Source organism: Rhodococcus sp. 14-2470-1a, assembly GCF_002259425.1.
GTDB classification, from domain to species: Bacteria; Actinomycetota; Actinomycetes; order Mycobacteriales; family Mycobacteriaceae; genus Rhodococcoides; species Rhodococcoides fascians_E.
The window spans coordinates 181952-202004 of the sequence record NZ_NPFZ01000004.1 but is presented as its reverse complement, the minus strand read 5'-3'; the positions used below and the strand labels follow the sequence as shown (position 1 = coordinate 202004).

Here is a 20053-nt window from a genome sequence, read left to right as displayed (position 1 = left end):
ATGACCACCGCAACGCGGCATTACGTACCCGCCCGTTCCTGGTCCGCACGCCGACGTGCCCGAATTGCGCTGTCGCAGGGTGCACCTGTTGTGGTGGTCGACGATCTTCGTGGAACCGGATGTGATCTGGTTGTCGCAGCGCAGGGCGTCGACGTTTCCGTGATGGCGCATCTGATTCGCTTCGGATCGGGATTCGTCTGCATCACCGTCGACGACGAGACGTGTGAGCGACTCGATCTCCCACCGGTCGCCTGGTCCCAGCGCAACTCGTTCTACCTGGGCTCACCCAGGGTGTCGGTGGATGTAGTCGACGGCACCACTACAGGTATTTCAGGAGCCGACCGTGCCGCGACTGCTCGCGCGCTCGCGCACTGCGATGCACTGGCGTGCGAGTTCACCCGACCAGGGCACCTCGTTCCCGTGCTTGCGTCGGGTGAGCGTCCCACCAGACCAGACCTGATCGCGGAACTGGTCGAAGGATCGGCGGTCTTCACCGCGTTGGAAACGTCCATCCGTGACGACACGACAGCGTTGCGGCAGGGCAGCCGGGTAGTGCCGGTCATCCGAATGTCGAAGTACGCCTACTTCTGACCGCTGGACCCCCGGCGCAGTTCGGACTTCGCGATGGTGCGCACGTGGACTTCGTCCGGGCCGTCGAAGATGCGCATGGCCCGATGCCAGCCGTACATCGCGGCGAGTGGCACGTCGTCGCTGACGCCTGCGCCGCCGTGAACCTGGATGGCGCGGTCGATGACGTCGAGCGCCACCCGGGGGACCGACACCTTGGCGGCCGAGACGTACGGTGCCGCGGCTTTGTTGCCGTGCACGTCGGTGATCTTCGATGCGTACTGACACAGCAGGCGTGCTTGATCGATCGCGATGCGCGACTCGGCGATCTGGGCCTGCACCACACCCTGTTCCGCGAGCGGCTTGCCGAACGCGACGCGGGACTGCGCCCGCGACACCATCAACGACAGTGCTCGCTCGGAAGCACCGAGTGCGCGCATGCAGTGGTGGATACGGCCGGGGCCCAGGCGTGCCTGCGCGATCGCGAAGCCGGCGCCCTCCTCGCCGAGGATGTTGGTGACGGGTACTCGGACGTCGTCGTAGACCACCTCGCAGTGCCCGTGTTGATCCAGCCGGCCGAACACCGGAACATCGCGTACGACGGTCACACCCGGAGTATCGATCGGTACGAGCACCATCGACTGTTGACGATGCGTCGGAGCGTCGGGGTCGGTCTTGCCCATGACGATGAGCAACCGGCACCGCGGGTCGGCTGCACCGCTGGTCCACCACTTCCGGCCGTTGATCACGTAGTGGTCGCCGTCGCGGACGATTCGGGTCTGGATATTGGTGGCGTCGGAGCTTGCAACCTCGACCTCGGTCATGGAGAACGCGGACCGAATCTCACCTTCCTTCAACGGCTCCAGCCACGTCCGCTGCTGCTCCTCCGTGCCGAACAGATGAAGCAATTCCATGTTGCCGGTGTCCGGCGCCTGGCCGTTGGTGGCCTCGGGCGCCAGATGCAAACTCCACCCGGTGATTTCGGCGAGTCCTGCGTAGTCGAGCTGGCTGATCCCGGAATAGGCGGGGAGGAACAAGTTCCAGAGACCGCGTGCGCGCGCTTCCTTCTTCAACGTCTCGACGACGGGAGGAAGCGAGCTGTCCTCGGGGCCCACCGAGGCGCGGTAGCGCTCGTACTCGGCCTCGGCGGGAAAGACGTGCGTGTGCATGAACTCGACCAAGCTCTCGCGCAAACGCAGCGCGGTCTCGGACGGACGAAGATCCAGAGATGCGACGTCGACGGCAGCGGGCATGGCGGAAGTGTTCACGGCGTGCGTCATGGCGATGTCCTTTGACTGTTCAGCCGGCAAGGCCGGTGACTGAGGAAGCAGATGCGCGATCGAGCGCGCGGCCGAGCAGCGGCCCGACCATGTCGCCGACGCGTGAGAAATCCTCACCGTCGGTGTGACCCTGGGCGTGACGCGCGTGGATGCCTTCGAGAATGACCGCAATCTTGAAGTCGGCGAACACGAGGTACCAGTCGATGTCGGGCACGTCGATACCGCGTGTCGTGAGGTACCGCTGCACCATCTCGTCGCGGGTGGGAAAACCGGGCAGTGCGGTGGCACCTGCGGTGATCGGATTGTGGAACTCACCGGCATGGTCCCAGAACGAGCACAGTATTCCGAGGTCCGTGAGGGTGTCTCCGAGCGTGGACATCTCCCAGTCGAGCACACCCAGAATCTTCGTCGGATCGGAACGGTCGACCATCATGTTGTCGATCTTGAAGTCGCCGTGCACGATTCCCGGATAGCTCCGCGGCGGAAGGCCTGAGCGTAGTCGGCGGTGCAGTTCGGCGACCTCGGGCCGTTCCGAGGTCGCGGATGCGTCCCACTGCCGAAGCCAGCGGGCGAGTTGCCGCTCGAGGAACCCGTCGGGCTTGCCCCAGTTCGCCAGGCCCACCGCGGCGGGGTCGATGGAGTGCAGATCAGCGAGCACGGTGGACATCGACTCCGCGAGCGTGCGGCGCTGCGACTCGCTGAGTGTCGCAGTGTCCTCCTGGGTGCGGAGAGTGACGCCGTCGAGCTTGTCCATCACGTAGAAGGTCGTACCGATCACCGTCGTGTCCTCGCAGAGTCCGACGGTTCTCGGCACGGGTACTGCGCTGTCTCTCAGCGCCGTCAGAGCTCGATACTCTCGGCCCATGTCGTGGGCGGTCGGAAGGACGTGTCCCCGAGGAGGGCGACGCAGAATCCAGTTTCTGCTGCCATCACCCAGTTCGTAGGTGGGATTGGAACGCCCCCCGGCGATGAGGCGAGCGGTCAGCTCGTTCACGGGCGAGGACTCCACGCGGGCCAACCACTCGCGCACTGCAACCACGTCCAGCTCGTCCACCGTCGTGGTGTCCATTACCAGTCCCTTTCGAAGGTTTCGAGCAGCGCCGTCAGGAGTGCCGAAGTTCGCGGCGAAGCAACTTTCCGCTCGTGGTCTTCGGAAGTTCCTCCAGCACAACCAGTTCCCTGGGGTACTTGTAGGCTGCCATTCGGGTCTTGCAGAATTCGATGAGCTCCTCGGGTGTCACCGACGCCCCCGCCGTCAGCGAGACGAACGCCTTCACGGTCTCGCCGCGATAGTCGTCGGGGACTCCGACGACGGAAGCTTCGCGCACCGCCGGATGCTGGTACAGCACGTCTTCGACGTCGCGGGGAAACACCTTGTAGCCGCCTGCGTTGATCATGTCCTTCAGCCGGTCCACGACGAAGAGCCAGCCGTCCTCGGTGACCTTGCCGACGTCGCCGGTGTGCAGCCACCCGTCGCGAATCGCGTGAGCGGATTCCTCCGGCATCTGCCAGTAACCTGGCACCACCATGGGGCCCGACACGACGATTTCCCCGACCTCGCCGGGCCCGAGGTCATGTCCGTCGCTCAGGTCGACGATACGAACGTTCGCCTCCGGCACCGGGATTCCCACGGACAGCGCGCCGCTGTCGGGATCGACCGGCGGATCGGTCTCGGGCGGCCCGAGGTGTGTCGGCGACGTCGTCTCGGTCATTCCGTACGCGCCGCGCAACACCCACCCCGTCGCCTCACGGACGCGATCCACGAGCGCGGGCGACACGGGTGCCCCTCCGGACGGGGTCTTGGTGAGCGAACCGAGGGCCAGTTCGTCCTTCGCCGGATGATTGCTGAGGGCGATGAACAAGGTGCTCGCCCCGATCATGAACGTGCCGCGCCACTCATCGATCGCCCGGAGGGTCTCCTCGGCGTCGAAGCGGTGCAGAAGAACCAGGGGCGCACCGCTGACGATGTGAATCCCGAGGCACGCGACGATGCCGGTGATATGGAATACGGGGGCGACACCGATGATCACGTCACGATCTGCGCGCAGGTCCCACCACTGGGTGTAGACCGTGGAATTGTGCACGAGCGAACCGTGCAGGTTCATCGCTCCCTTGGAACGGCCCGTCGTGCCCGACGTGTAGGTGAGAATGCCGATGTCGTCGGCACCAGCCGGGTGGGTGGACGGCGCACCGCGTCCGGTGACCGCTGTTGTCCATGCGATGGTGTCCGAGAACGACTGTGGCGCAGGGATGTGTGCACGCAACGACGCAGGCACCGACGCGTCGGGGGTCATGTCCAGCGGATGCGTGGTGACGACGATGTCGAGTGCCGTCTTCTCCCGAATCGGGGCGACGGACTCGGTGTACAGGCTGTCGAGGCAGATCAGCGCGGTAGCGCCGCTGTCGACGAGGTGATGTTCCAGCTCACCTGCCCGCAGCATCGGGTTGACGGCCACTGGAATCGCACCGATCTTCCAGGCGGCGAGGACTGCGACGAGCCAGTGCGGATCGTTCTGCAGGTACACCGCGATGCGATCCTTCGGTGCTACGCCTGCATCGTGCACCGTCTGCGCGAGCGCGTCGGCAGCGGCGTCGATCTCCCCGAACGTGAGGGTGGCACCGAAGTAGTGCACCGAAGGACCGTCGGGCGTCGCCGACACGTGTGCGTTCCACGCATCCAGCAGGGTCGGGAAAGCCGACGCCGCGTCAGGCGTGACCGTGCTCGGATACAGGTCGGTCCACGGGCGATCGTCGGTTCGGAGGGTGTCGTCGAGCTGCTTCACTGTTCCGCCTCGTCCTAGGTCCTGCGATCGTTGTGCAGTGATCGATTTCTCACCATCGTTGGGGCCGAGCGATCGCTTGTCAAGTTTCTCGACCTGAGTCGACAGAACGCTATCTGTGCACTTGAACGCGGAATTATAGTGTTCAGTAGTTGACAATCGATCGTTCGGTGCCCATCATTCCGAATGACGCAGGTCACACTCATGACGAGAAAGTCGATACACATGACCGCACAGAATCTCAGCACGACGACCGCCGACTCGTGGACGCCGGCCAAGCGGAGAACCGCCCGCCGCGCCGCGCTGGCCGGTGGCGTGGGCACGCTGATCGAGTACTACGACTTCAGCCTGTACGGCTACCTGGCGGTGGTGATCGCGCCGATCTACTTCCCGAGCGACGAGCCTGTCGTGTCGCTGCTGTCCGCCTTGGCGGTCTTCGGGACCGCGTACCTGGTCCGGCCGCTGGGCGGCATCGTGTTCGGCCATGTCGGTGACCGGTTGGGACGTAAGAAAGCATTGATGGCGACTCTCGTGTGCATGGGAGTCGGCAGCACAGCGATGGGCCTTCTGCCCACGCCCGCGCAGATCGGCGTCTGGGCGACGGTTCTGCTCGTCCTCGTACGCTTGCTGCAGGGATTCTCGGCAGGTGGTGAGGTCGGAGGATCGGCCACCTTCATCTCGGAATCGGCGCCCTCGCATCTGAAGGCCACGTACGGCGCGTTCACCCCGATGGGATCGACCGGCGGGTTCGCACTGGCAGCTGCCGTCGCGGGCGCCGTGTCGGCGCTGACGACGGACGCATCGATGGACAGCTGGGGGTGGAGAGTCCCGTTCCTGCTTGCCCTTCCATTGACGGTCTTCTGCCTGTGGATCCGCACCCGCGTCGAGGAGACGCACGATGCAGACGGAGGGCTGGGCAAGTCGGCGTCCGGAGCCTCCGACGCCCACGAGTCGAGCGCCCCGCTCAGCGCAGTGTTCCTGAAACAGCCTCGCGCACTTGCTCAGGCAACGGCCTTGAGTGCTGCAGTGAACGGAACCGCGTACATCGGACTGACCTACATGGCCATCCACCTCACCAAGCAACTCGGTTACGACTCCACCTCGGTGTTCTGGGTTGCAACACTCGCGATCGGAATCGCCGCTCTGGCAATGCCTCTCGCTGGTGTACTGGGAGACCGGATCGGCACCGTCAGGCTGATGACCATCGGTTTCGTCGGATTCGTGGCGCTGACCTATCCGATGATGGGTCTGATGCACCACGGCATCGTCGTCGCGACACTCGCGTTCGTCGTCATCATGCTCAACAGCACGGCCACGCAGGTGGGTGTCTACACGATCATTCCGCAGTTCTTCGACAAGCGCTCGCGTTACACCGGAGTCGCGATGGGATGGAACTTGGGAGTCATCATCGCCGGTGGCACAGCCCCGTTCGTCGCGGTGTGGTTGGTCGAAAGGACCGGAAACATCCTGTCACCTGCGTTCTTCGTGATGGTGCTCGCGGTGGCCGGGCTCGTTGCGCTGGCGACGGTCAGGGCTCGTCACCACACGAGCACGGGTTTGACCACGGAGCCCGCACGCTGATCGGCGATCGCGCGTTCCAGGTCCGAGAAGGGGTACTCGGTCGTGAGGCGATCCACCGGGAAGTCGCCACGGGCGTACAGGTCGGTCAGCTGTGGGATGAACTCCCTCGCGACCGAGTCGCCTTCGATGCACCCTCTGATGCTCTTGCCGCTCAGCATCAGATCCTGAACGTCGATGGTCAGCTCGCGGTCACCGAGTCCGAGAACGACAAGGTCCCCGCGAGCTCGCAGGGTCGACAGAGCGGTGAGTACGACGGCGGGAATGCCGGTGGTGTCGAGCCCGTGCGTCGCGCCGCCTCCGGTGACGTCGCGCACCTGTTCCACGACGTTTCCGGCAGCGGAATCGACTGCCTCGAAACCGAACGACCGCGCAAGATCACGACGGGTGTCGTTTGGATCCACCGCGACGATCGCCTGGACACCGGCCGATTTCGCCGCGAGCATCGCCGAGAATCCGACGCTGCCTGCACCGAACACCACTACCGACGAATCCGATTCGGGTCGAAGGACATTGAGAATCGCACCGGCGCCGGTTTGAAATCCACACCCCAGCGGAGCGATCGCATTCAAGTCCAGAGTGCGGTCCACCACCACCACGTTGTCTGCATGCGCGATCGCGTACTCGGCGAAACTCGACTGACCGAAGAACCGGGTGTTCACTCCAGCTCCGTCCGACGTCACCACATGGGTGCCGTCCGGCCTCGGCCCGAGACGGTTCAGGGTGTACGAACGCAGGCAGTAAGCGGGGTTGCCTCGTAGACACTGGTCGCACCGAGCGCAATGCCGGTAGGTCAGTACGACGTGATCGCCCGGTGCAACACCCTCGATCTCGCGCCCTACCTCCACGACCACTCCCGCGCCCTCGTGGCCGAGGATCGCGGGCCCGGACTTCGCGGGCGTCGCTGCTCTGGTGAACAGGTCCGTGTGGCACAGTCCGGTTGCGGCGACACGTACCAGTATCTCGTCCGGGCGCGGATCGTCGATGTTCACCTGCTCGAGCGTGAACGGAGTGTTCGGTCCCCGCGACACGGCAGCGGACATGCGCATGGTCACTCGCGTTCGAGGGCGAAGTAGTAGTGGTGGCCGCCGTCGAGAACGAGCGCGGGCTTCCCGTTCATGATGCCCATCAACGTGTTCGAGTCGACGCGCTTGAAATGGTCGAAGATGGGTGCGCCGTCGTAGACCATGGTGGCCGTCACTTCCCCGCGGAACTCGATGTTCCACAGGCTCGCTTCGCCGCCTCCGGTCTCGATGTCCGAATACAGCTCACCGTTGTCGTTTCTGCAGATCAGAGGTTGTGCCCGCTCGAGTGATTCGAAATTCTTCCCATGCCAGTTGCCGGCGGTGAGCTTGCGGCACAGGCGATGTCCGGTGAAGAACTGCGATCCTTTCCACGCACCGAGCACGTCTTCCGCGCGGACCGGCTCGAGTGCGGACCACACGACATCGAGGTCGGCGGGAAGCACACCGTCGGTCTTGTTCGCGAGCTCGGTGAACCTCGAGCGTGCGTCGGCGATATCCACGGGATCTCCTTCTAGTTGCCGAACCATTTGGTTCGGAACTTACGCCGAACCGATTGGTTCGGCAAGGCTCCCGACTCGACGATGTTGCCGCAGGAATTAGGATCAGGGCGTGAGGTCAGCAGGCGAAGCCACTCGCGAACGCATTCTCGATGCGGCACAGGCGGAGTTCGCCCGTCACGGCATCGCCGGGGCGCGGATCAATCGCATCGCTTCCGAGGCGAAAGCCAGCAAGGAGCGGTTGTACGCGTACTTCGCCGGCAAGGAAGAACTCTTCGCCGCGGTGTCGGAGAGGTGGGTCGCGTCGACGACGGCTCACACCGCCCTCCGAGGCGACGACCTGCCGGGGTACGCAGGGCGACTGTTCGACGAGTTCGTGGCGTTCCCTGATCATGTGCGTCTCCAGAGGTGGGCCGACCTCGAGGAGTCGCACCGGCCGACGGACGATTCCCGGGCGGCGGCGATCTCCGCGAAGATCGGTCACATCCGTTCCGGCCAGCGAGACGGACACATCGACGACTCCTGGGACAGTGTCGAACTGCTCATGGTGGTGACGGACGTGGTCATGTCGTTCGCCGTCGGGCACTACGGCGCGGGGGACCGTCGCAGACCGAACGAAGCGCGCCGCGCGGCTGCGGTGGAGGCGGTGCGCAGAATCGCAGCCCCGCGCGGTTGATCCGGCGGCGGCTACCGACGGCGGTCGACGTGCGGCGCCCGGGATCGGCCCGGATGACGAGTGTCACCGAAATCGGTTGCACCGGCGGGGGCTTCGCGATACATGGACATCAGGCGTAGGACGAGGGTCGCCCGCGCGGACCAAGTGTGGAGTGACGCGAGTTCGCGGCGAGAGGCCACAGCCTCCGGGTCAGCGGTGGCGCGTGCGAGTGCCGAGACCGCAGCAGCGAACTCGTCCGGAGTGTGGGCAATAGTGACGTGCTCGGAGTCCAGCCACCGCGTCGACGGTAGTTCGGTGGTGACGACCGGTAGGCCGGCAGCCAAATAGTCGAGGGTGTGCGTCGGGAACCGCGCCCGAGTGCCCGCGTCGAGGGTGTGCGGAGCGAGCCCGACTGCGGCTGCCGCCATGTACGTCGCCGCCTCGTGCTTCGCAGCCGGATGCCCGTCCGTCGATGCGCCGGTGCGGGAGCCGAGCAACTGGACGTTCGGCCTGGACAACAACGCGTCGACACGCGCGGATCCCGCCGAGGACAGCCGAGGCGAGCGGTCACCGATCACTGCGATGTTCAGCGATGTGGCGGCTACCGCGTCGAGCATGTCGTAATCGATGCTGTCGTCGAGGTCGCCGACGAACACTGCCGGGCAGGTGTGACGCGGCGATCCGGAACCACTGCTCGGTGCGTCCGTGCCCGTCTCGAAGTCCGTCTCCGGGAGCGTGCACCCTGCGTGCACGACGCGCACCGCGTCGAAGGTCTTGGAGTACAGGTGCAGCCGTAGCGCCAGCGTCTGAGAGACCGCAGCGACGGTGTCGGCGCGACTGCAGTTGACCTCGATGGACCGAAGGACAGCGCGCCGTGACAGGCCGCGGCTCGGCGCCGAGCTCACCCAGTCGTCGGTGACGTACAGCAAACGGTGTCCGCCCACGTCGACGGGAAATCTGCCGACGGGATCGGTCAGAACGACGGCATCCGACGTGGTTCCGAGCTCGGTCAGCGCCGACGCGATCGCGCGATCCGTGGCGCGCCGTGCCAGCGCGCGCGTCAGAGCGGACCGGGGACGGGTGCCCACGAACGTCCTGATCCGGGAGAAGCGTGGTGACATACGGACGAGTTCCGACCTCGTGGTCCTGCGTCGACGACGCGGGCCGCGCTCGGACCCCGCGGCGGATCCCGGCGTGTCCCACGAGGTCGGCTCGACCCAGACGACGTGCGCGAACTCGGCAAGAGCCTCCGCGAGTGCCGCGTCGTCGGTCGCCGACTCCATCGGTGCACCGGCCATGAAGATCAGAGTGGGTGCGGTGGAGTTCGTGCGAGAGAGCGTGGGCAGGGACTTCATCGTTGGCAGCGATCTGTGAGAGTGAAACCGACTCGAAGAACAATTGTAGCTCAGAAAAAGTCGAAAGGTTTGTTATGGATGGTAGAACCGCGCTTTGGGACAGAGAAGAGAAAGGCTCACCGATGCCTCGGCGCTGACGAACGGTAGCGTCCCGGCCATGTACCGAGCGTCGATGCCGTTGACTCACAGGCCTGCGCGGGACGGGGCGAGCGTCGATGCCGCGCATGTGCCCGCATACCTTGCCCTGGAACTGGCGAGTCAGGCGTGGGCCGACGCGTTGAGCCACGTCAGCGACGGTCGGCTGACGGCCCTGGACGTCATGGTCGTGAACGTGACCGCGGATTTCTCGCGGGAACTGTTCACCGGCGTCGCCGAGGTCGACGTCGTCGCGACGAAGGTCGGCCGTACGTCCATCACCGTACGAGTCGCCATCGAACAGGGTGGTGAGCGTGCGGCCGTGTCCACGTTCGTACTGGTGCACGTCGTCGACGGACGGGCCGAGCGACTGTCGGACGAGCAGCGCGCGTTCCTCACGCCCTCGGACTCGCACCCGACGCGGGGTGCATGAATACTCGGCATCCAGCCGCCGGAGAACGATGTGTGAACGCTGACGTTTGAACTCGCCTTCGGTCTGGGAACATGGGCACATGACCTCGACGTCGCACCCCGAGTCCTCGACTTCGCACGAGGTGACCACCGAGTACGTGGTTCTGGTCGACGAGGACGGGCGGGCCATCGGCATCCACCCCAAATCGACCGTGCACACGACGACCACACCGTTGCATCTCGCGTTCTCGTCCTACGTCTTCAATTCGCGGGGCGAGGTGCTGATCACGCAGCGCGCGCTGCACAAGAAGACGTGGCCGGGTGTGACCACCAACAGCTGCTGCGGCCATCCCGCGCCGGGCGAGGATCTCGGCGGCGCGGTCGTTCGGCGCCTGCGGCAGGAGTTGGGCATCGAGGTCGGAAGCCCCTTCCTGTTGCTACCTCGTTTCCGCTACCGGGCGGTCATGGACGACGGAATCGTCGAGTACGAGATCTGCCCCGTGTTCGGCGTCGAATACGACGGTCCGGACCCGGTGGTCGATCCCGACGAGGTCGCCGACGCCACGTGGGTGCCGTGGGTGCAGTTCGTCGACGACGTGGCCCGGGGGCGTGCGGTGTCGCCGTGGTGCGTGGAGCAGATCGACCAGCTGCGGGAGCTGGGCGACGAGCCCTCGGCCTGGCCGGTGGGGGAGGCCTCGGAGCTTCCCGAAGCGGCTGTCTACGACGTCGGTGCACGCCAAGGAATGGCTGGGTCATTCGAACAACCGACCCCGACCCGATATAGTTGACCAGTGCACTACACGTCGGCTGCCTCGCGTACACGCGAGCGAGTTTCAGGATCGGTTGGTGCTCGTGCAGCAAAGAGCTGAGAACACACGTCAAGCAGTGCTGCTCGGTGCAGCGGTGAGCTTCGAGAAGCACGGGTACGGAACCGCCAGTCTGTCGACCATCCTGGCGCACGCCGGAGTCACCAAAGGCGCGATGTACTTCCACTTCTCCTCGAAGGAGGAGCTCGCCCATGCGGTCATCGACGCCCAACATCAGCTTGCGATGGATGGTGTACGTGCGATCACTGCAGAGGTTCCGCGCGCGCTGGACAGCATGATCTGCGTCAGCCAGGAGATGGCACGCCAACTCCTGGAAGAGCCGATGGCCCGCGGCGGGATGCGGTTGACGCTCGAGATCGGCAGCATGCAAGGACCGGTTCAGCGCCCGTACCGCGACTGGATCGACTCGATCCAACTGCTCGCGGACAGGGCAGCCGAGGAGGGCGACCTCGCCGACGGAGTCGACACCGAGGCGCTGGCCAAGTTCGTGGTCGGTGCGTTCACCGGTGTTCAGACCCTGTCGGAGGTGCTCAGTGGGAGGGCGGATCTCTACGCCCGATTGTCGGACATGTGGCAGCTGCTGCTCCCCTCGATCACGGATCCCGCGGCGTTGGAACGGACGCGTGCACTCGCGCTCAGCGAGCCGCGGGACTGGTCCGTCTCGACGTCGGACGTCGGCGTAAGCGCCTGATCGGCGTTCGCCGGCGGGCTAGCCTGTAGGTATTTCCCTGCGCGAACGGAATCTCTCATGACCGACGTACTGTCCCGCCGTGATCTCGACTTTCTCCTCTACGAGTGGCTCGACGTCGAGTCTCTGACGACCCGAAAGCGATTCGCCGAACACTCCAAGGACACGTTCGACGCCGTCCTCGACCTGTGTGCGGACATCGCGCGCAAGCACTTCGAGCCGCACAACAAGCTGTCCGACGCCACCGAGCCGCGGATGCGCACCGACGGTACCGTCGAGATGATCCCCGACGTCAAGGCTGCGTTGGACATCTACGCGGCGTCCGGTCTGATTGCCGGACAGTTCGACGAATCGCTCGGCGGGATGCAGCTTCCCACCACCGTCGCGCGGGCTGCGATGGCCTGGTTCCAGGCGGCGAACGCGTCCACCTCGTCGTATCCGTTCCTGACCATGGCGAACGCCAACCTGATCGCCACGTACGGCACGTCGGAACAGATCGATCAGTACGTCCGTCCGATGCTCGAGGGCAAGTCCTTCGGGACGATGTGCTTGTCCGAACCGCAGGCCGGGTCGTCGCTCGCCGACATCACCACGCGTGCGGTCGAGCAGGACGACGGTAGTTACCGCCTCACCGGCACCAAGATGTGGATCTCCGCAGGAGATCACGAGCTCACCGAGAACATCGTGCACCTCGTCCTGGCGAAAGCCGCGGGCGGCGGCGCCGGAGTGAAGGGCATCTCACTGTTCGTCGTGCCCAAGGTGCTGCCGGACGGTACACGCAACGACGTCACACTCGTCGGTCTCAATCACAAGATGGGCAACCGGGGTACGACGAACACGCTGCTGAATTTCGGCGACGGAACGCATGCCGTGCACGGTGGCCCCGGCGCGGTCGGTCACCTCGTCGGCGAGGAGCATCGTGGTTTGAGCTACATGTTCCACATGATGAACGAGGCCAGAATCGGTGTCGGCTTCCTGGCGATCTCGCTGGGGTACGTCGGCTACCTCAAGTCCGTCGAGTACGCGAAGGTCCGAACACAGGGTCGTGCTCTCGGCGTGAAGGATCCGTCCTCGCCGCCCGTTGCGCTGATCGAGCACGCGGATGTCCGGCGGATGCTGTTGGCGCAAAAGTCCTACGTGGAGGGCGCTTTGGCCCTCGGTCTCTACTGCTCCAAGCTCGTGGACGAGCAGGACACCACCGAGGACGAGTCGGTGCGCAGCGAGACGACGCTGCTCCTGGACCTGCTGACACCGATAGCCAAGAGTTGGCCGTCGCAGTGGTGCCTCGAAGCGAACAGTCTGGCCATCCAGGTGCACGGCGGATACGGCTACACCCGTGACTACGACGTGGAACAGTACTACCGAGACAACAGGCTCAATCCCATTCACGAAGGAACACACGGCATTCAGGGGCTTGACCTGCTCGGCCGCAAGGTGACGATGCAGGGTGGGGCAGCCCTGCCGTTGCTCGGAACAAGAATCGACGGAACCATCCGTCGTGCCCGTGAACTCGGCACCGACGAGTACGCGTCGGCGCTCGAGTTTGCATGGGGGAGCGTCCTCGAGGTCACGGCAACTCTGTGGGGCACCGGCGATCCCGAGGTGGCACTCGCGAATTCGTCGGTGTACCTCGAGGCCGTCGGCCACGTCGTCATTGCGTGGATGTGGCTGGAACAGCACAACGCGGCCGACGGCAAGACCGGCGACTTCTACGACGGCAAACGTCAGGCCGCCCGATACTTCTTCCGCCACGAACTGCCCAGGACCGGACCCCAGTTCGCACTGTTGTCCAGCCTGGACCTCACCACCCTCGAGACGGACCCGGCCTGGTTCTGACCCCTCGCTGTGCGCGGAAATGTAGTGCGATCTGGTCGCTTCGCGGGCTCCGCTCCTGCCCCAGGGCCTATATTTCCGCGCACGTCAGCGGGCGAGCAGCGTGAACGAATGATCCGCGATCAGGATCGATGGTCCCGACTCCTCGTACGCCTGCTGCGGGTCGCTCGACAGGACCTGGCGCCAACTGCCGGACGGTAGGCCGAACTCCACCGTCTCGCTCGACGCATTCACCGCCCACCCGAACACTTCGTCGTCTTCGGCCGACGCGAGAACCACCAGCATCGACAGCGCCGACCCGTCGGACCAGTCCTCGTCCGTGAGCTTCTCGCCGTCGGCGCGGTAGAAATCGACGTAGGTGTCCGCATCGGACTCGCTGTCGTGGCGGAACCACCTCGGACGCAACGCTGCGTGCGACTTTCTCAGCTCGATCAGCTGACGAGTGAAGGCCTGCAGATCGGTGTCCGCAGAGTCCCAGTCGAACCACGACAGTTCGTTGTCCTGGCAGTACGCGTTGTTGTTGCCCTGCTGGGTTCGCCCGATCTCGTCGCCGCCGAGAATCATCGGTACACCGGCGGACAGAAGCAGTGTCGCCAGATGGTTGCGTTGCTGCCGGGCACGGAGAGCCAACACGCCCTCGTCGTCGGTCGGGCCTTCGGCGCCGCAGCCCCACGACCGGTTGTCCGATTCACCGTCCTGGTTGTCCTCGCCGTTGGCGTCGTTGTGCTTGTCGTCGTAAGCATTCAGGTCGGCGAGAGTGAACCCGTCGTGCGCGGTGACGAAGTTGACGCTGGCGAGCGTCGGGCGCCGCGTGCTCTCGTACACGTCGGGGCTGCCGGTGATGCGCTGCGCGAACGCCCCGAGAGTGCCTGGCTCCGAACGCCAGAAGTCACGAACGTCGTCGCGGAACTTCCCGTTCCACTCCGACCATCGCGCCGGAAAGCCGCCGACCTGGTAGCCCTGCGTGTCCCAGGGTTCGGCGATCAGCTTGACCGACGCCAGCGTCGGGTCCTGATGAACCAGATCGAGGAAGGCGCTGTGCTTGTCCAGATCGGAATCCTGGCGAGTCAACGTACTTGCGAGGTCGAAGCGGAATCCGTCGACATGCATCTCGGTCACCCAGTAGCGCAACGAGTCCATGATCAGGGCCAGCGCGGCAGGATGGCCGACGTTCAGACTGTTGCCCGTGCCGGTCGTGTCGAAGTACGAGCCGCGATCTTCCTCGACCAGACGATAGTAGGAACGGTTGTCGATCCCCTTGAGCGACAACGTAGGACCGAGGTGATTGCCCTCGGCGGTGTGGTTGTACACGACGTCGAGAATCACTTCGATTCCCGCGGCGTGCAGCGCCTTGACCATGGACTTGAACTCGCTGACCTGGCCGCCGGTGTCACCCGCATGGCTGTACTCGTTGTGCGGAGCGAGGAAGCCGATCGAGTTGTACCCCCAATAGTTGCGCCGCCCTTCTTCCAGGAGGTGCGAGTCCTGGACGAATTGATGAATCGGGAGCAATTCGACGGCGGTGACCCCGAGATCGACGAGTGCTTGGACCGCGGCCGGGTGGGCAAGACCTGCATAGGTACCGCGAATGTCCTCGTCGACGCCCGGATGGCGCGCGGTGAAACCCTTGACGTGCACTTCGTAGACGACACTTTCGGACAGAGGGATCCGCGGAGGTGCATCGTCACCCCAATCGAAGTCGTCGCCTACGACGACCGAATGAATCATCGACGACGCCGAGTCCTCGTCGTTTCGCGTCTCGGGCTCGTCGTGCAGGTGCGAGAACACCGACTCGTTCCAGTCCACACTGCCCGCAATGGCTCGGGCATACGGGTCTACCAGCAGCTTGTGCACGTTGTGACGGAGACCGTCCGCGGGACTCCACGGTCCGTCCACCCGCAATCCGTACCGCGACCCGACCGTCAGGCCGTCGACGACACCGTGGAACACGTGCCCGGTCCGCGTGTCGAGAGTGGTCGAGGAAAGTTCGGCGCCGGATGCGTCGACCACGACGACAGCGATGGAATCCGCGGTCTCCGAGTAGACCGCGACATCGGCCGTGCCGTCGGGTAGCAGGGTCACGCCGAGGGGATGAGGGGAGCTGACTTCGGTCATTGCAGCCCAGTACCCCGGCAAGGATCGAGCAAACCGAGTTTTGAATCGACGGCCCGAGGGGTACGACACACTCATGGCTGATTACAGAGTGCTCGATCCGACAGGCGACGTCGTCGCGACCAAGAACATCGAGAGCGCCGATGACGCGTACAACTGGTTCATCGAAGAGAAGGCGGACAACAGCGAACTCGGGTGGCGTCTCGAAGTCGACCATGACGGCGACTGGGCCTTCGTGGACGATTCCGAAGGCACCTCGCCCGGTAACTGACGACGCTCAGAGGGGTTCGCCGAGGCGCTGAATGCGTCCGGACGCGGTGCGGGCAACGAGCCCGCGCCGCTCGAACTCCGCCAACCATCCTTCCATCGGCCACCTGTTCCACCGATCGTGGAACAGGCGAGCGTTGCGCACGATGTCGTCGACGTGCTCGACCGGGGGCGAGGACACCGCATGATGCTGGTGATAGGCGTGGGCACCGCCCACCCACCGTAGACCGATTCCCGACGCTCGGGCCGTGGCTGCGAGGTCGGTGTCCTCACCGCCGTAACCCGTGTAGCCCTCGAAGAATCCGCCCAGCTGTCCCCATGTCGGAGCGGTGACCGCGAACGACAGTGACCAGAACAAGTCGTAGTTCGATCCCGAGTCGACGGCTCCGACGGCCGGGTTCGGCCGCGCACCATGGGGATTCGTGTGCGCGATCAACTCTTCCTCCGACCACCGCCCCCGGTGTGGGGGCAGATAGGTGACCGGTCCGCAGAGCAGGGACCTCGCGTTCGCGGAATCCGAGCAGGCGCGCTCGTAGGTCGCCGCCATCTCCGGGCCCGGTATGCAGTCGACATCCAGGAACAGCAGTATGTCCGCGCCCTGTGTAACTGCCACCTGTGCTCCGAGATTGCGCGCGTGAGCCAGAGGTAGGCGCCCGTCGACCGTATCGATGTACCGCACTGTCGCGGTGCCGGTGTCGGTGTCGGCATCGGCCACAACGTCGACGATCCGGTGATCGCCCATCGCGATCACGACGTGATGGTCCGGAGGCCGCGTCGACCGTGCCAACCCGCGGATCTGCTCGCGGAGGTGTTCGTGACGGCCCGAGACGACCGTCACCACAGTCAGATTCATCGGACGACCGCTCCGGCGTCGAGCACACGGGCGGCACGGCCGGCCGCCCCGCGCTGCTCCACGCGACCCCACCCCGACGCGCCGAGCTCGGTCGCGCGGTTCAGCAGCGCTGTCCAGCCATCCGGATCAGGCCATGCATCGGTCACGACCGCCACGGATGCCGAACCGAGGGCACGCGCGCTGGCGATCTGCTCGTCGAACGGCCGATCCTGTGGAATGACGATTGCCGGCGACCCCGCGGCCGCGACGTCGGCCAACGCGTTCTGCCCGGCGTGGGTCACCACGACCGTGGCCGAACACAGCAGTGGCCAGACGTCCGCTCTCCACGACGAGGCATCGATTCCTGCTGCGATCCAGCGAAATTCGGGGTTGGCCGCACCGGCGAGCTCGATATCGGACGCGACGAGCGTCGTACCACCCGCACCGCCGAGAACGACCACGGAGGCGTCGTCGCCGACCGTCTCCCGGGCGCGGCCGTCGAACCTGCTGATCGCACCGACGTACGTGGTCTTGTCCGCATACGGCCGAAGCCACTGCGGGTCGTAGACCGATCGCGACCACGGCGCGACGATCGCCGACGCTGCTCGGTACGCGAGGGTGTGGGGAGTGTCCGTCCGCTCGCCTGGCATGGCCATGACGACGACGTCCACCCCGAGCAAGCGGACCAGCAGTGCCACTTCCACCGACACGTCGACGACGACGAGCCGTGGGCGCACGCGGGCCACCCACTCGGCGATCAGCGCCATGCGATCGGTCAGGCCGCGCACGCCCGTCGGGGCCCAGTGGAGGATTCCTCCGGCAGTCTCGTCGGCCGGGTACTCGGGGCCGCCGGTGTCGCTGGGTTGTGGGGTGTCGAGGGGGAGCTGCAACCATTCGATGTCGCTGTGCGGGAACGGTTGTCGCGAGGACAGCACTGTGACGGGCTCGTCGGTCGCCGCAGCGATGGAGGTCGCACGTGTCATGTGGCCGGTGCCGTGATGATGCGCGTAGTAGCCGATCACAGCGCGGCGCCGGACATCATGGTGTCGTACAGGCTCAGGTACTGATCTACCATGCGGCGCTCGGAGCATGCCGACTCGGCGCGAGCCCGAGCGTCGTGCCGCGACAGGGTGCGGGCTTCGATCATCGCCCGTGCGAGATCCTCGACCGAGTCCGGACGAGCCAATCGTCCAGACGTCGGATCCAAAATCTCGGGGATACCACCGCGATCGAACGCAGCGACGGGAGTTCCGCAGGCAAGCGCTTCGGCCACGACCAGACCGTAGGGCTCCTCCCAGACCGGCGTCGCCAACGCGACAGCGGAGGATCCGACGAGGGTCGCGAGTTCACGTTGACGCAGGTGGCCCGCGTACGTGACGTCTCCACCGAGTCTGGGCGCCACTTCCGCCTCGAAGTACGCCGTGTTCGACGCCGGGCCCGCGAGGGTGAGCGAGAATCCGGCTGCGCGTGCGGCGTCGATGGCCAGATGAGGCCCCTTCTCGGGCACCAATCGGCCCGACCACACTGCGCCGTCGCCCCCCGGACCTTCCGGCCATCGCTCCAGCGAGATCCCGTTCGCCACGACGTTGACGGGGCCGGTGACAGGGAACCATTGGCGCGCAGCGTGTTCGCTGACGGCTGCGAATTCGACGCCGGTGCTTCCGGACAGTGCCACCGCAGATTCGAGCCACGCGAACGGGGGAGTGTGCAGGGTGGTGAGCATAGGAGTGCGCACCGTGCGCGACATCGCGATGGGCAGGTAATGCAGGCTGTGATTGTGGATCACGTCGAACGCGTCGGACAGCTCGCCGGCCAGTTGCATCATCACCGACAGGTACGCGTGGTGCTCGCTGACGGCACGTGCGGGAGTGGTGATGTCGGCCTTGGAGATGTCGGACAGCTCCAACCGCGCAACGCTCAGAAGGTCGTCCGCGACATCGAGGGTCGAGCCTTCCGCCGCGAACAGGGTCACCGAGTGTCCGCGCTCGGTCAATGCACGAGACAGCTGACCGATGTGCGCTTCCATTCCACCCGCGTACGGCTCGGCGATCGGAAAGTTCGACGAGCCGAGCAGTGCTACGCGCAGGCTGTCGGTCATCGTCGTGTCCCGGTGGTCACAGGGCGCTCGGACAGTGCACGGCGATAGATGCGTGCATGCGTGCGTGCGGCCTCCTCCCGGTCGACTTCCCGGCTCGTACGCAGGAATTCGCCGGTGTCGGACTGTGAGGTTCGCCGCGCCGCGACGTCGTCGTACGTGGAGTGCAGCGCGTCGGCCAGCCCGATGTCGTCGAAACGGTCGAGGCCGAAACCGAAGACGCGGCAGGGGGTTTGCTCCGCGAAGTAGCCACAATCGGGAACCACGACCGCAGTCCCCATGTCGACACACGCCTCCAACCATCCCGAATGCGTGCCGAATCGGTACGGCAGAACCGACACGTCGATCTCGGTCAGGTACGTCCACAGTTCTTCGTCGTCGAACCGAGGGTGAACTCGAACGTCGACGCCCTCGTGTGTCCCGAAGGCGGCGATCGCGGCAGCGTCCTCCGGGTGCGAGTCGAATGCCTGGTCGTCGATGTCGATTCGGACTGTTGCACCCGGCAATTGGGCAGCTGTGTCGACGATAGTCCCCAGTACGGCCAACGGATCGAGGTTGGTGCGCAGGCTCTTCGCGTGCACTCCGATCACGAACGACTCGGTGTGCGGTCGACGTCGACCGATCAGCTCCATCGGGGCGACGTGCGGATGCGGCACGACGGTTGCGCGACGTCCCCAACGGGATCCGATTTCCCGCGCAGCGCCCGGCGTGAGGGTGATCACCTCGTCGGCCGCTTCGATCAGCATGTCGAGGTGAGCCTCGTGGAGAGAGTTGTCCACGAAATGTGGGTTGTGGAGGTCGTGCACCGTGTAGACCAGAGGCTTGCCCGCCGATCGCACCGTGCGTATCACCTCGCCGAGGTGCTCGGGTGGCAACGAATCGAAACCGAAATGCACGTGCAGCACGTCGAACGACGACAGATGACGCTTCGTCCACTCCGGTTCGAGCCAACGCGGCGGCCACCAACGACCGGTTCCCTCGGCGCCCGGCGGGACCGGGTCGGGAAGTCGACGGACTCCGTCGGAACCCAGGTGCGCGACATAGGTGTGGCCGGTGGGTACGGAAGCCACGGTGATCGACGCTGGATCGATCGGGGTGGGGTTGATCAAATGAGGG

Annotated in this window: 19 protein-coding genes; 8 read left to right on the top strand and 11 right to left on the bottom strand. The window is 65.3% G+C overall.

Annotation, left to right across the window (positions count from 1 at the left end):
* Positions 1-591, top strand: a complete 591-nt coding sequence (locus CH292_RS02305) for a 3,4-dihydroxy-2-butanone-4-phosphate synthase (protein ID WP_094627549.1) — start codon at positions 1-3, stop codon at positions 589-591.
* Here the strand turns inward: CH292_RS02305 and CH292_RS02300 are convergent.
* Genes CH292_RS02300 through CH292_RS02290 form a run of 3 tightly spaced genes read right to left on the bottom strand, consistent with a single transcriptional unit; the run spans position 582 to position 4630 of the window.
* Positions 582-1847 (bottom strand): acyl-CoA dehydrogenase family protein, encoded by a 1266-nt coding sequence (locus CH292_RS02300; protein ID WP_179277891.1) that lies wholly within the window; start codon positions 1845-1847, stop codon positions 582-584. The two genes, CH292_RS02305 and CH292_RS02300, sit on opposite strands and share 10 nt — an antisense overlap.
* Before the next feature lie 19 nt (positions 1848-1866).
* A complete protein-coding gene (locus tag CH292_RS02295; RefSeq protein ID WP_019663438.1) occupies positions 1867-2916 on the bottom strand; it encodes a phosphotransferase family protein in 1050 nt (349 codons plus the stop codon).
* A gap of 34 nt (positions 2917-2950) precedes the next feature.
* Positions 2951-4630 carry an AMP-binding protein gene (locus tag CH292_RS02290; RefSeq protein WP_094653902.1) on the bottom strand — a complete coding sequence of 560 codons (1680 nt, stop codon included), beginning with the start codon at positions 4628-4630 and terminating at the stop codon, positions 2951-2953.
* A 222-nt stretch (positions 4631-4852) separates the two neighbouring features.
* Here CH292_RS02290 and CH292_RS02285 point away from each other — a divergent pair, with 222 nt between their 5' ends.
* A complete protein-coding gene (locus CH292_RS02285) occupies positions 4853-6208 on the top strand; it encodes an MFS transporter (protein ID WP_256976916.1) in 1356 nt (451 codons plus the stop codon).
* Here the strand turns inward: CH292_RS02285 and CH292_RS02280 are convergent.
* A complete protein-coding gene (locus CH292_RS02280) occupies positions 6166-7254 on the bottom strand; it encodes an NAD(P)-dependent alcohol dehydrogenase (protein ID WP_179275268.1) in 1089 nt (362 codons plus the stop codon). The genes CH292_RS02285 and CH292_RS02280 overlap by 43 nt on opposite strands.
* 2 nt (positions 7255-7256) lie before the next feature.
* Positions 7257-7730 (bottom strand): DUF4334 domain-containing protein, encoded by a 474-nt coding sequence (locus CH292_RS02275; RefSeq protein WP_094653901.1) that lies wholly within the window; start codon positions 7728-7730, stop codon positions 7257-7259.
* Positions 7731-7839: 109 nt separating this feature from the next.
* On the opposite strand from CH292_RS02275, the gene CH292_RS02270 reads away from it, so the two are divergent.
* Positions 7840-8403 (top strand): TetR family transcriptional regulator, encoded by a 564-nt coding sequence (locus tag CH292_RS02270; protein ID WP_020111230.1) that lies wholly within the window; start codon positions 7840-7842, stop codon positions 8401-8403.
* 11 nt (positions 8404-8414) lie between these two features.
* On the opposite strand, the gene CH292_RS02265 is transcribed toward CH292_RS02270, so the two are convergent.
* Positions 8415-9737 (bottom strand): glycosyltransferase, encoded by a 1323-nt coding sequence (locus CH292_RS02265; protein WP_094653900.1) that lies wholly within the window; start codon positions 9735-9737, stop codon positions 8415-8417.
* A 172-nt stretch (positions 9738-9909) separates the two neighbouring features.
* Between CH292_RS02265 and CH292_RS02260 the strand changes: the two genes are divergently transcribed.
* From CH292_RS02260 to CH292_RS02245, 4 genes are all read left to right on the top strand, one after another.
* Positions 9910-10305, top strand: a complete 396-nt coding sequence (locus CH292_RS02260) for a thioesterase family protein (RefSeq protein ID WP_256977857.1) — start codon at positions 9910-9912, stop codon at positions 10303-10305.
* 79 nt (positions 10306-10384) lie between these two features.
* A complete protein-coding gene (idi, locus tag CH292_RS02255; protein ID WP_094627554.1) occupies positions 10385-11071 on the top strand; it encodes an isopentenyl-diphosphate Delta-isomerase in 687 nt (228 codons plus the stop codon).
* A 64-nt stretch (positions 11072-11135) separates the two neighbouring features.
* On the top strand, positions 11136-11801 hold the full coding sequence (locus CH292_RS02250) for a ScbR family autoregulator-binding transcription factor (protein WP_080734070.1): 666 nt from the start codon (positions 11136-11138) through the stop codon (positions 11799-11801).
* Between the two features lie 57 nt (positions 11802-11858).
* The gene (locus tag CH292_RS02245; RefSeq protein WP_094653899.1) at positions 11859-13634 is read left to right on the top strand and encodes an acyl-CoA dehydrogenase; all 1776 of its coding nucleotides are present in this window, start codon (positions 11859-11861) and stop codon (positions 13632-13634) included.
* An 84-nt stretch (positions 13635-13718) separates the two neighbouring features.
* Here the strand turns inward: CH292_RS02245 and glgX are convergent, their stop codons facing one another.
* Positions 13719-15746, bottom strand: a complete 2028-nt coding sequence (gene glgX, locus CH292_RS02240; RefSeq protein WP_094627556.1) for a glycogen debranching protein GlgX — start codon at positions 15744-15746, stop codon at positions 13719-13721.
* Between the two features lie 73 nt (positions 15747-15819).
* Between glgX and CH292_RS02235 the strand changes: the two genes are divergently transcribed.
* On the top strand, positions 15820-16014 hold the full coding sequence (locus CH292_RS02235) for a hypothetical protein (RefSeq protein ID WP_019663450.1): 195 nt from the start codon (positions 15820-15822) through the stop codon (positions 16012-16014).
* Positions 16015-16020: 6 nt separating this feature from the next.
* Here CH292_RS02235 and CH292_RS02230 read toward each other — a convergent pair whose 3' ends face one another.
* The 4 genes from CH292_RS02230 to CH292_RS02215 are packed head-to-tail and all read right to left on the bottom strand — an operon-like array spanning position 16021 to position 20046.
* The gene (locus CH292_RS02230) at positions 16021-16863 is read right to left on the bottom strand and encodes a glycosyltransferase family 2 protein (RefSeq protein ID WP_094653898.1); all 843 of its coding nucleotides are present in this window, start codon (positions 16861-16863) and stop codon (positions 16021-16023) included.
* Entirely contained in the window at positions 16860-17864 is a 1005-nt protein-coding gene (locus tag CH292_RS02225) for a glycosyltransferase (protein ID WP_094653897.1), read from the bottom strand. The genes CH292_RS02230 and CH292_RS02225 overlap by 4 nt, the downstream gene beginning before the upstream one ends.
* Positions 17861-18940, bottom strand: a complete 1080-nt coding sequence (locus CH292_RS02220) for a glycosyltransferase (protein ID WP_037158039.1) — start codon at positions 18938-18940, stop codon at positions 17861-17863. Before CH292_RS02220 ends, CH292_RS02225 begins: the two co-directional genes overlap by 4 nt.
* Positions 18937-20046, bottom strand: a complete 1110-nt coding sequence (locus tag CH292_RS02215; RefSeq protein ID WP_094653896.1) for a glycosyltransferase — start codon at positions 20044-20046, stop codon at positions 18937-18939. Before CH292_RS02215 ends, CH292_RS02220 begins: the two co-directional genes overlap by 4 nt.
* Between the last annotated feature and the right edge of the window lie 7 nt (positions 20047-20053).

Excerpts from the sequence above, each read along its gene's own strand:
- CH292_RS02260 (WP_256977857.1), top strand. The coding sequence starts at position 9,910 with ATGCCGTTGACTCACAGGCCTGCGCGGGACGGGGCGAGCGTCGATGCC.
- CH292_RS02285 (WP_256976916.1), top strand. The coding sequence starts at position 4,853 with ATGACCGCACAGAATCTCAGCACGACGACCGCCGACTCGTGGACGCCG.
- CH292_RS02245 (WP_094653899.1), top strand. The coding sequence starts at position 11,859 with ATGACCGACGTACTGTCCCGCCGTGATCTCGACTTTCTCCTCTACGAG.
- glgX (WP_094627556.1), bottom strand. The coding sequence starts at position 15,746 with ATGACCGAAGTCAGCTCCCCTCATCCCCTCGGCGTGACCCTGCTACCC.
- idi (WP_094627554.1), top strand. The coding sequence starts at position 10,385 with ATGACCTCGACGTCGCACCCCGAGTCCTCGACTTCGCACGAGGTGACC.
- CH292_RS02300 (WP_179277891.1), bottom strand. The coding sequence starts at position 1,847 with ATGACGCACGCCGTGAACACTTCCGCCATGCCCGCTGCCGTCGACGTC.
- CH292_RS02295 (WP_019663438.1), bottom strand. The coding sequence starts at position 2,916 with ATGGACACCACGACGGTGGACGAGCTGGACGTGGTTGCAGTGCGCGAG.
- CH292_RS02305 (WP_094627549.1), top strand. The coding sequence starts at position 1 with ATGACCACCGCAACGCGGCATTACGTACCCGCCCGTTCCTGGTCCGCA.
- CH292_RS02265 (WP_094653900.1), bottom strand. The coding sequence starts at position 9,737 with ATGAAGTCCCTGCCCACGCTCTCTCGCACGAACTCCACCGCACCCACT.
- CH292_RS02280 (WP_179275268.1), bottom strand. The coding sequence starts at position 7,254 with ATGCGCATGTCCGCTGCCGTGTCGCGGGGACCGAACACTCCGTTCACG.
- CH292_RS02235 (WP_019663450.1), top strand. The coding sequence starts at position 15,820 with ATGGCTGATTACAGAGTGCTCGATCCGACAGGCGACGTCGTCGCGACC.
- CH292_RS02220 (WP_037158039.1), bottom strand. The coding sequence starts at position 18,940 with ATGACCGACAGCCTGCGCGTAGCACTGCTCGGCTCGTCGAACTTTCCG.
- CH292_RS02230 (WP_094653898.1), bottom strand. The coding sequence starts at position 16,863 with ATGAATCTGACTGTGGTGACGGTCGTCTCGGGCCGTCACGAACACCTC.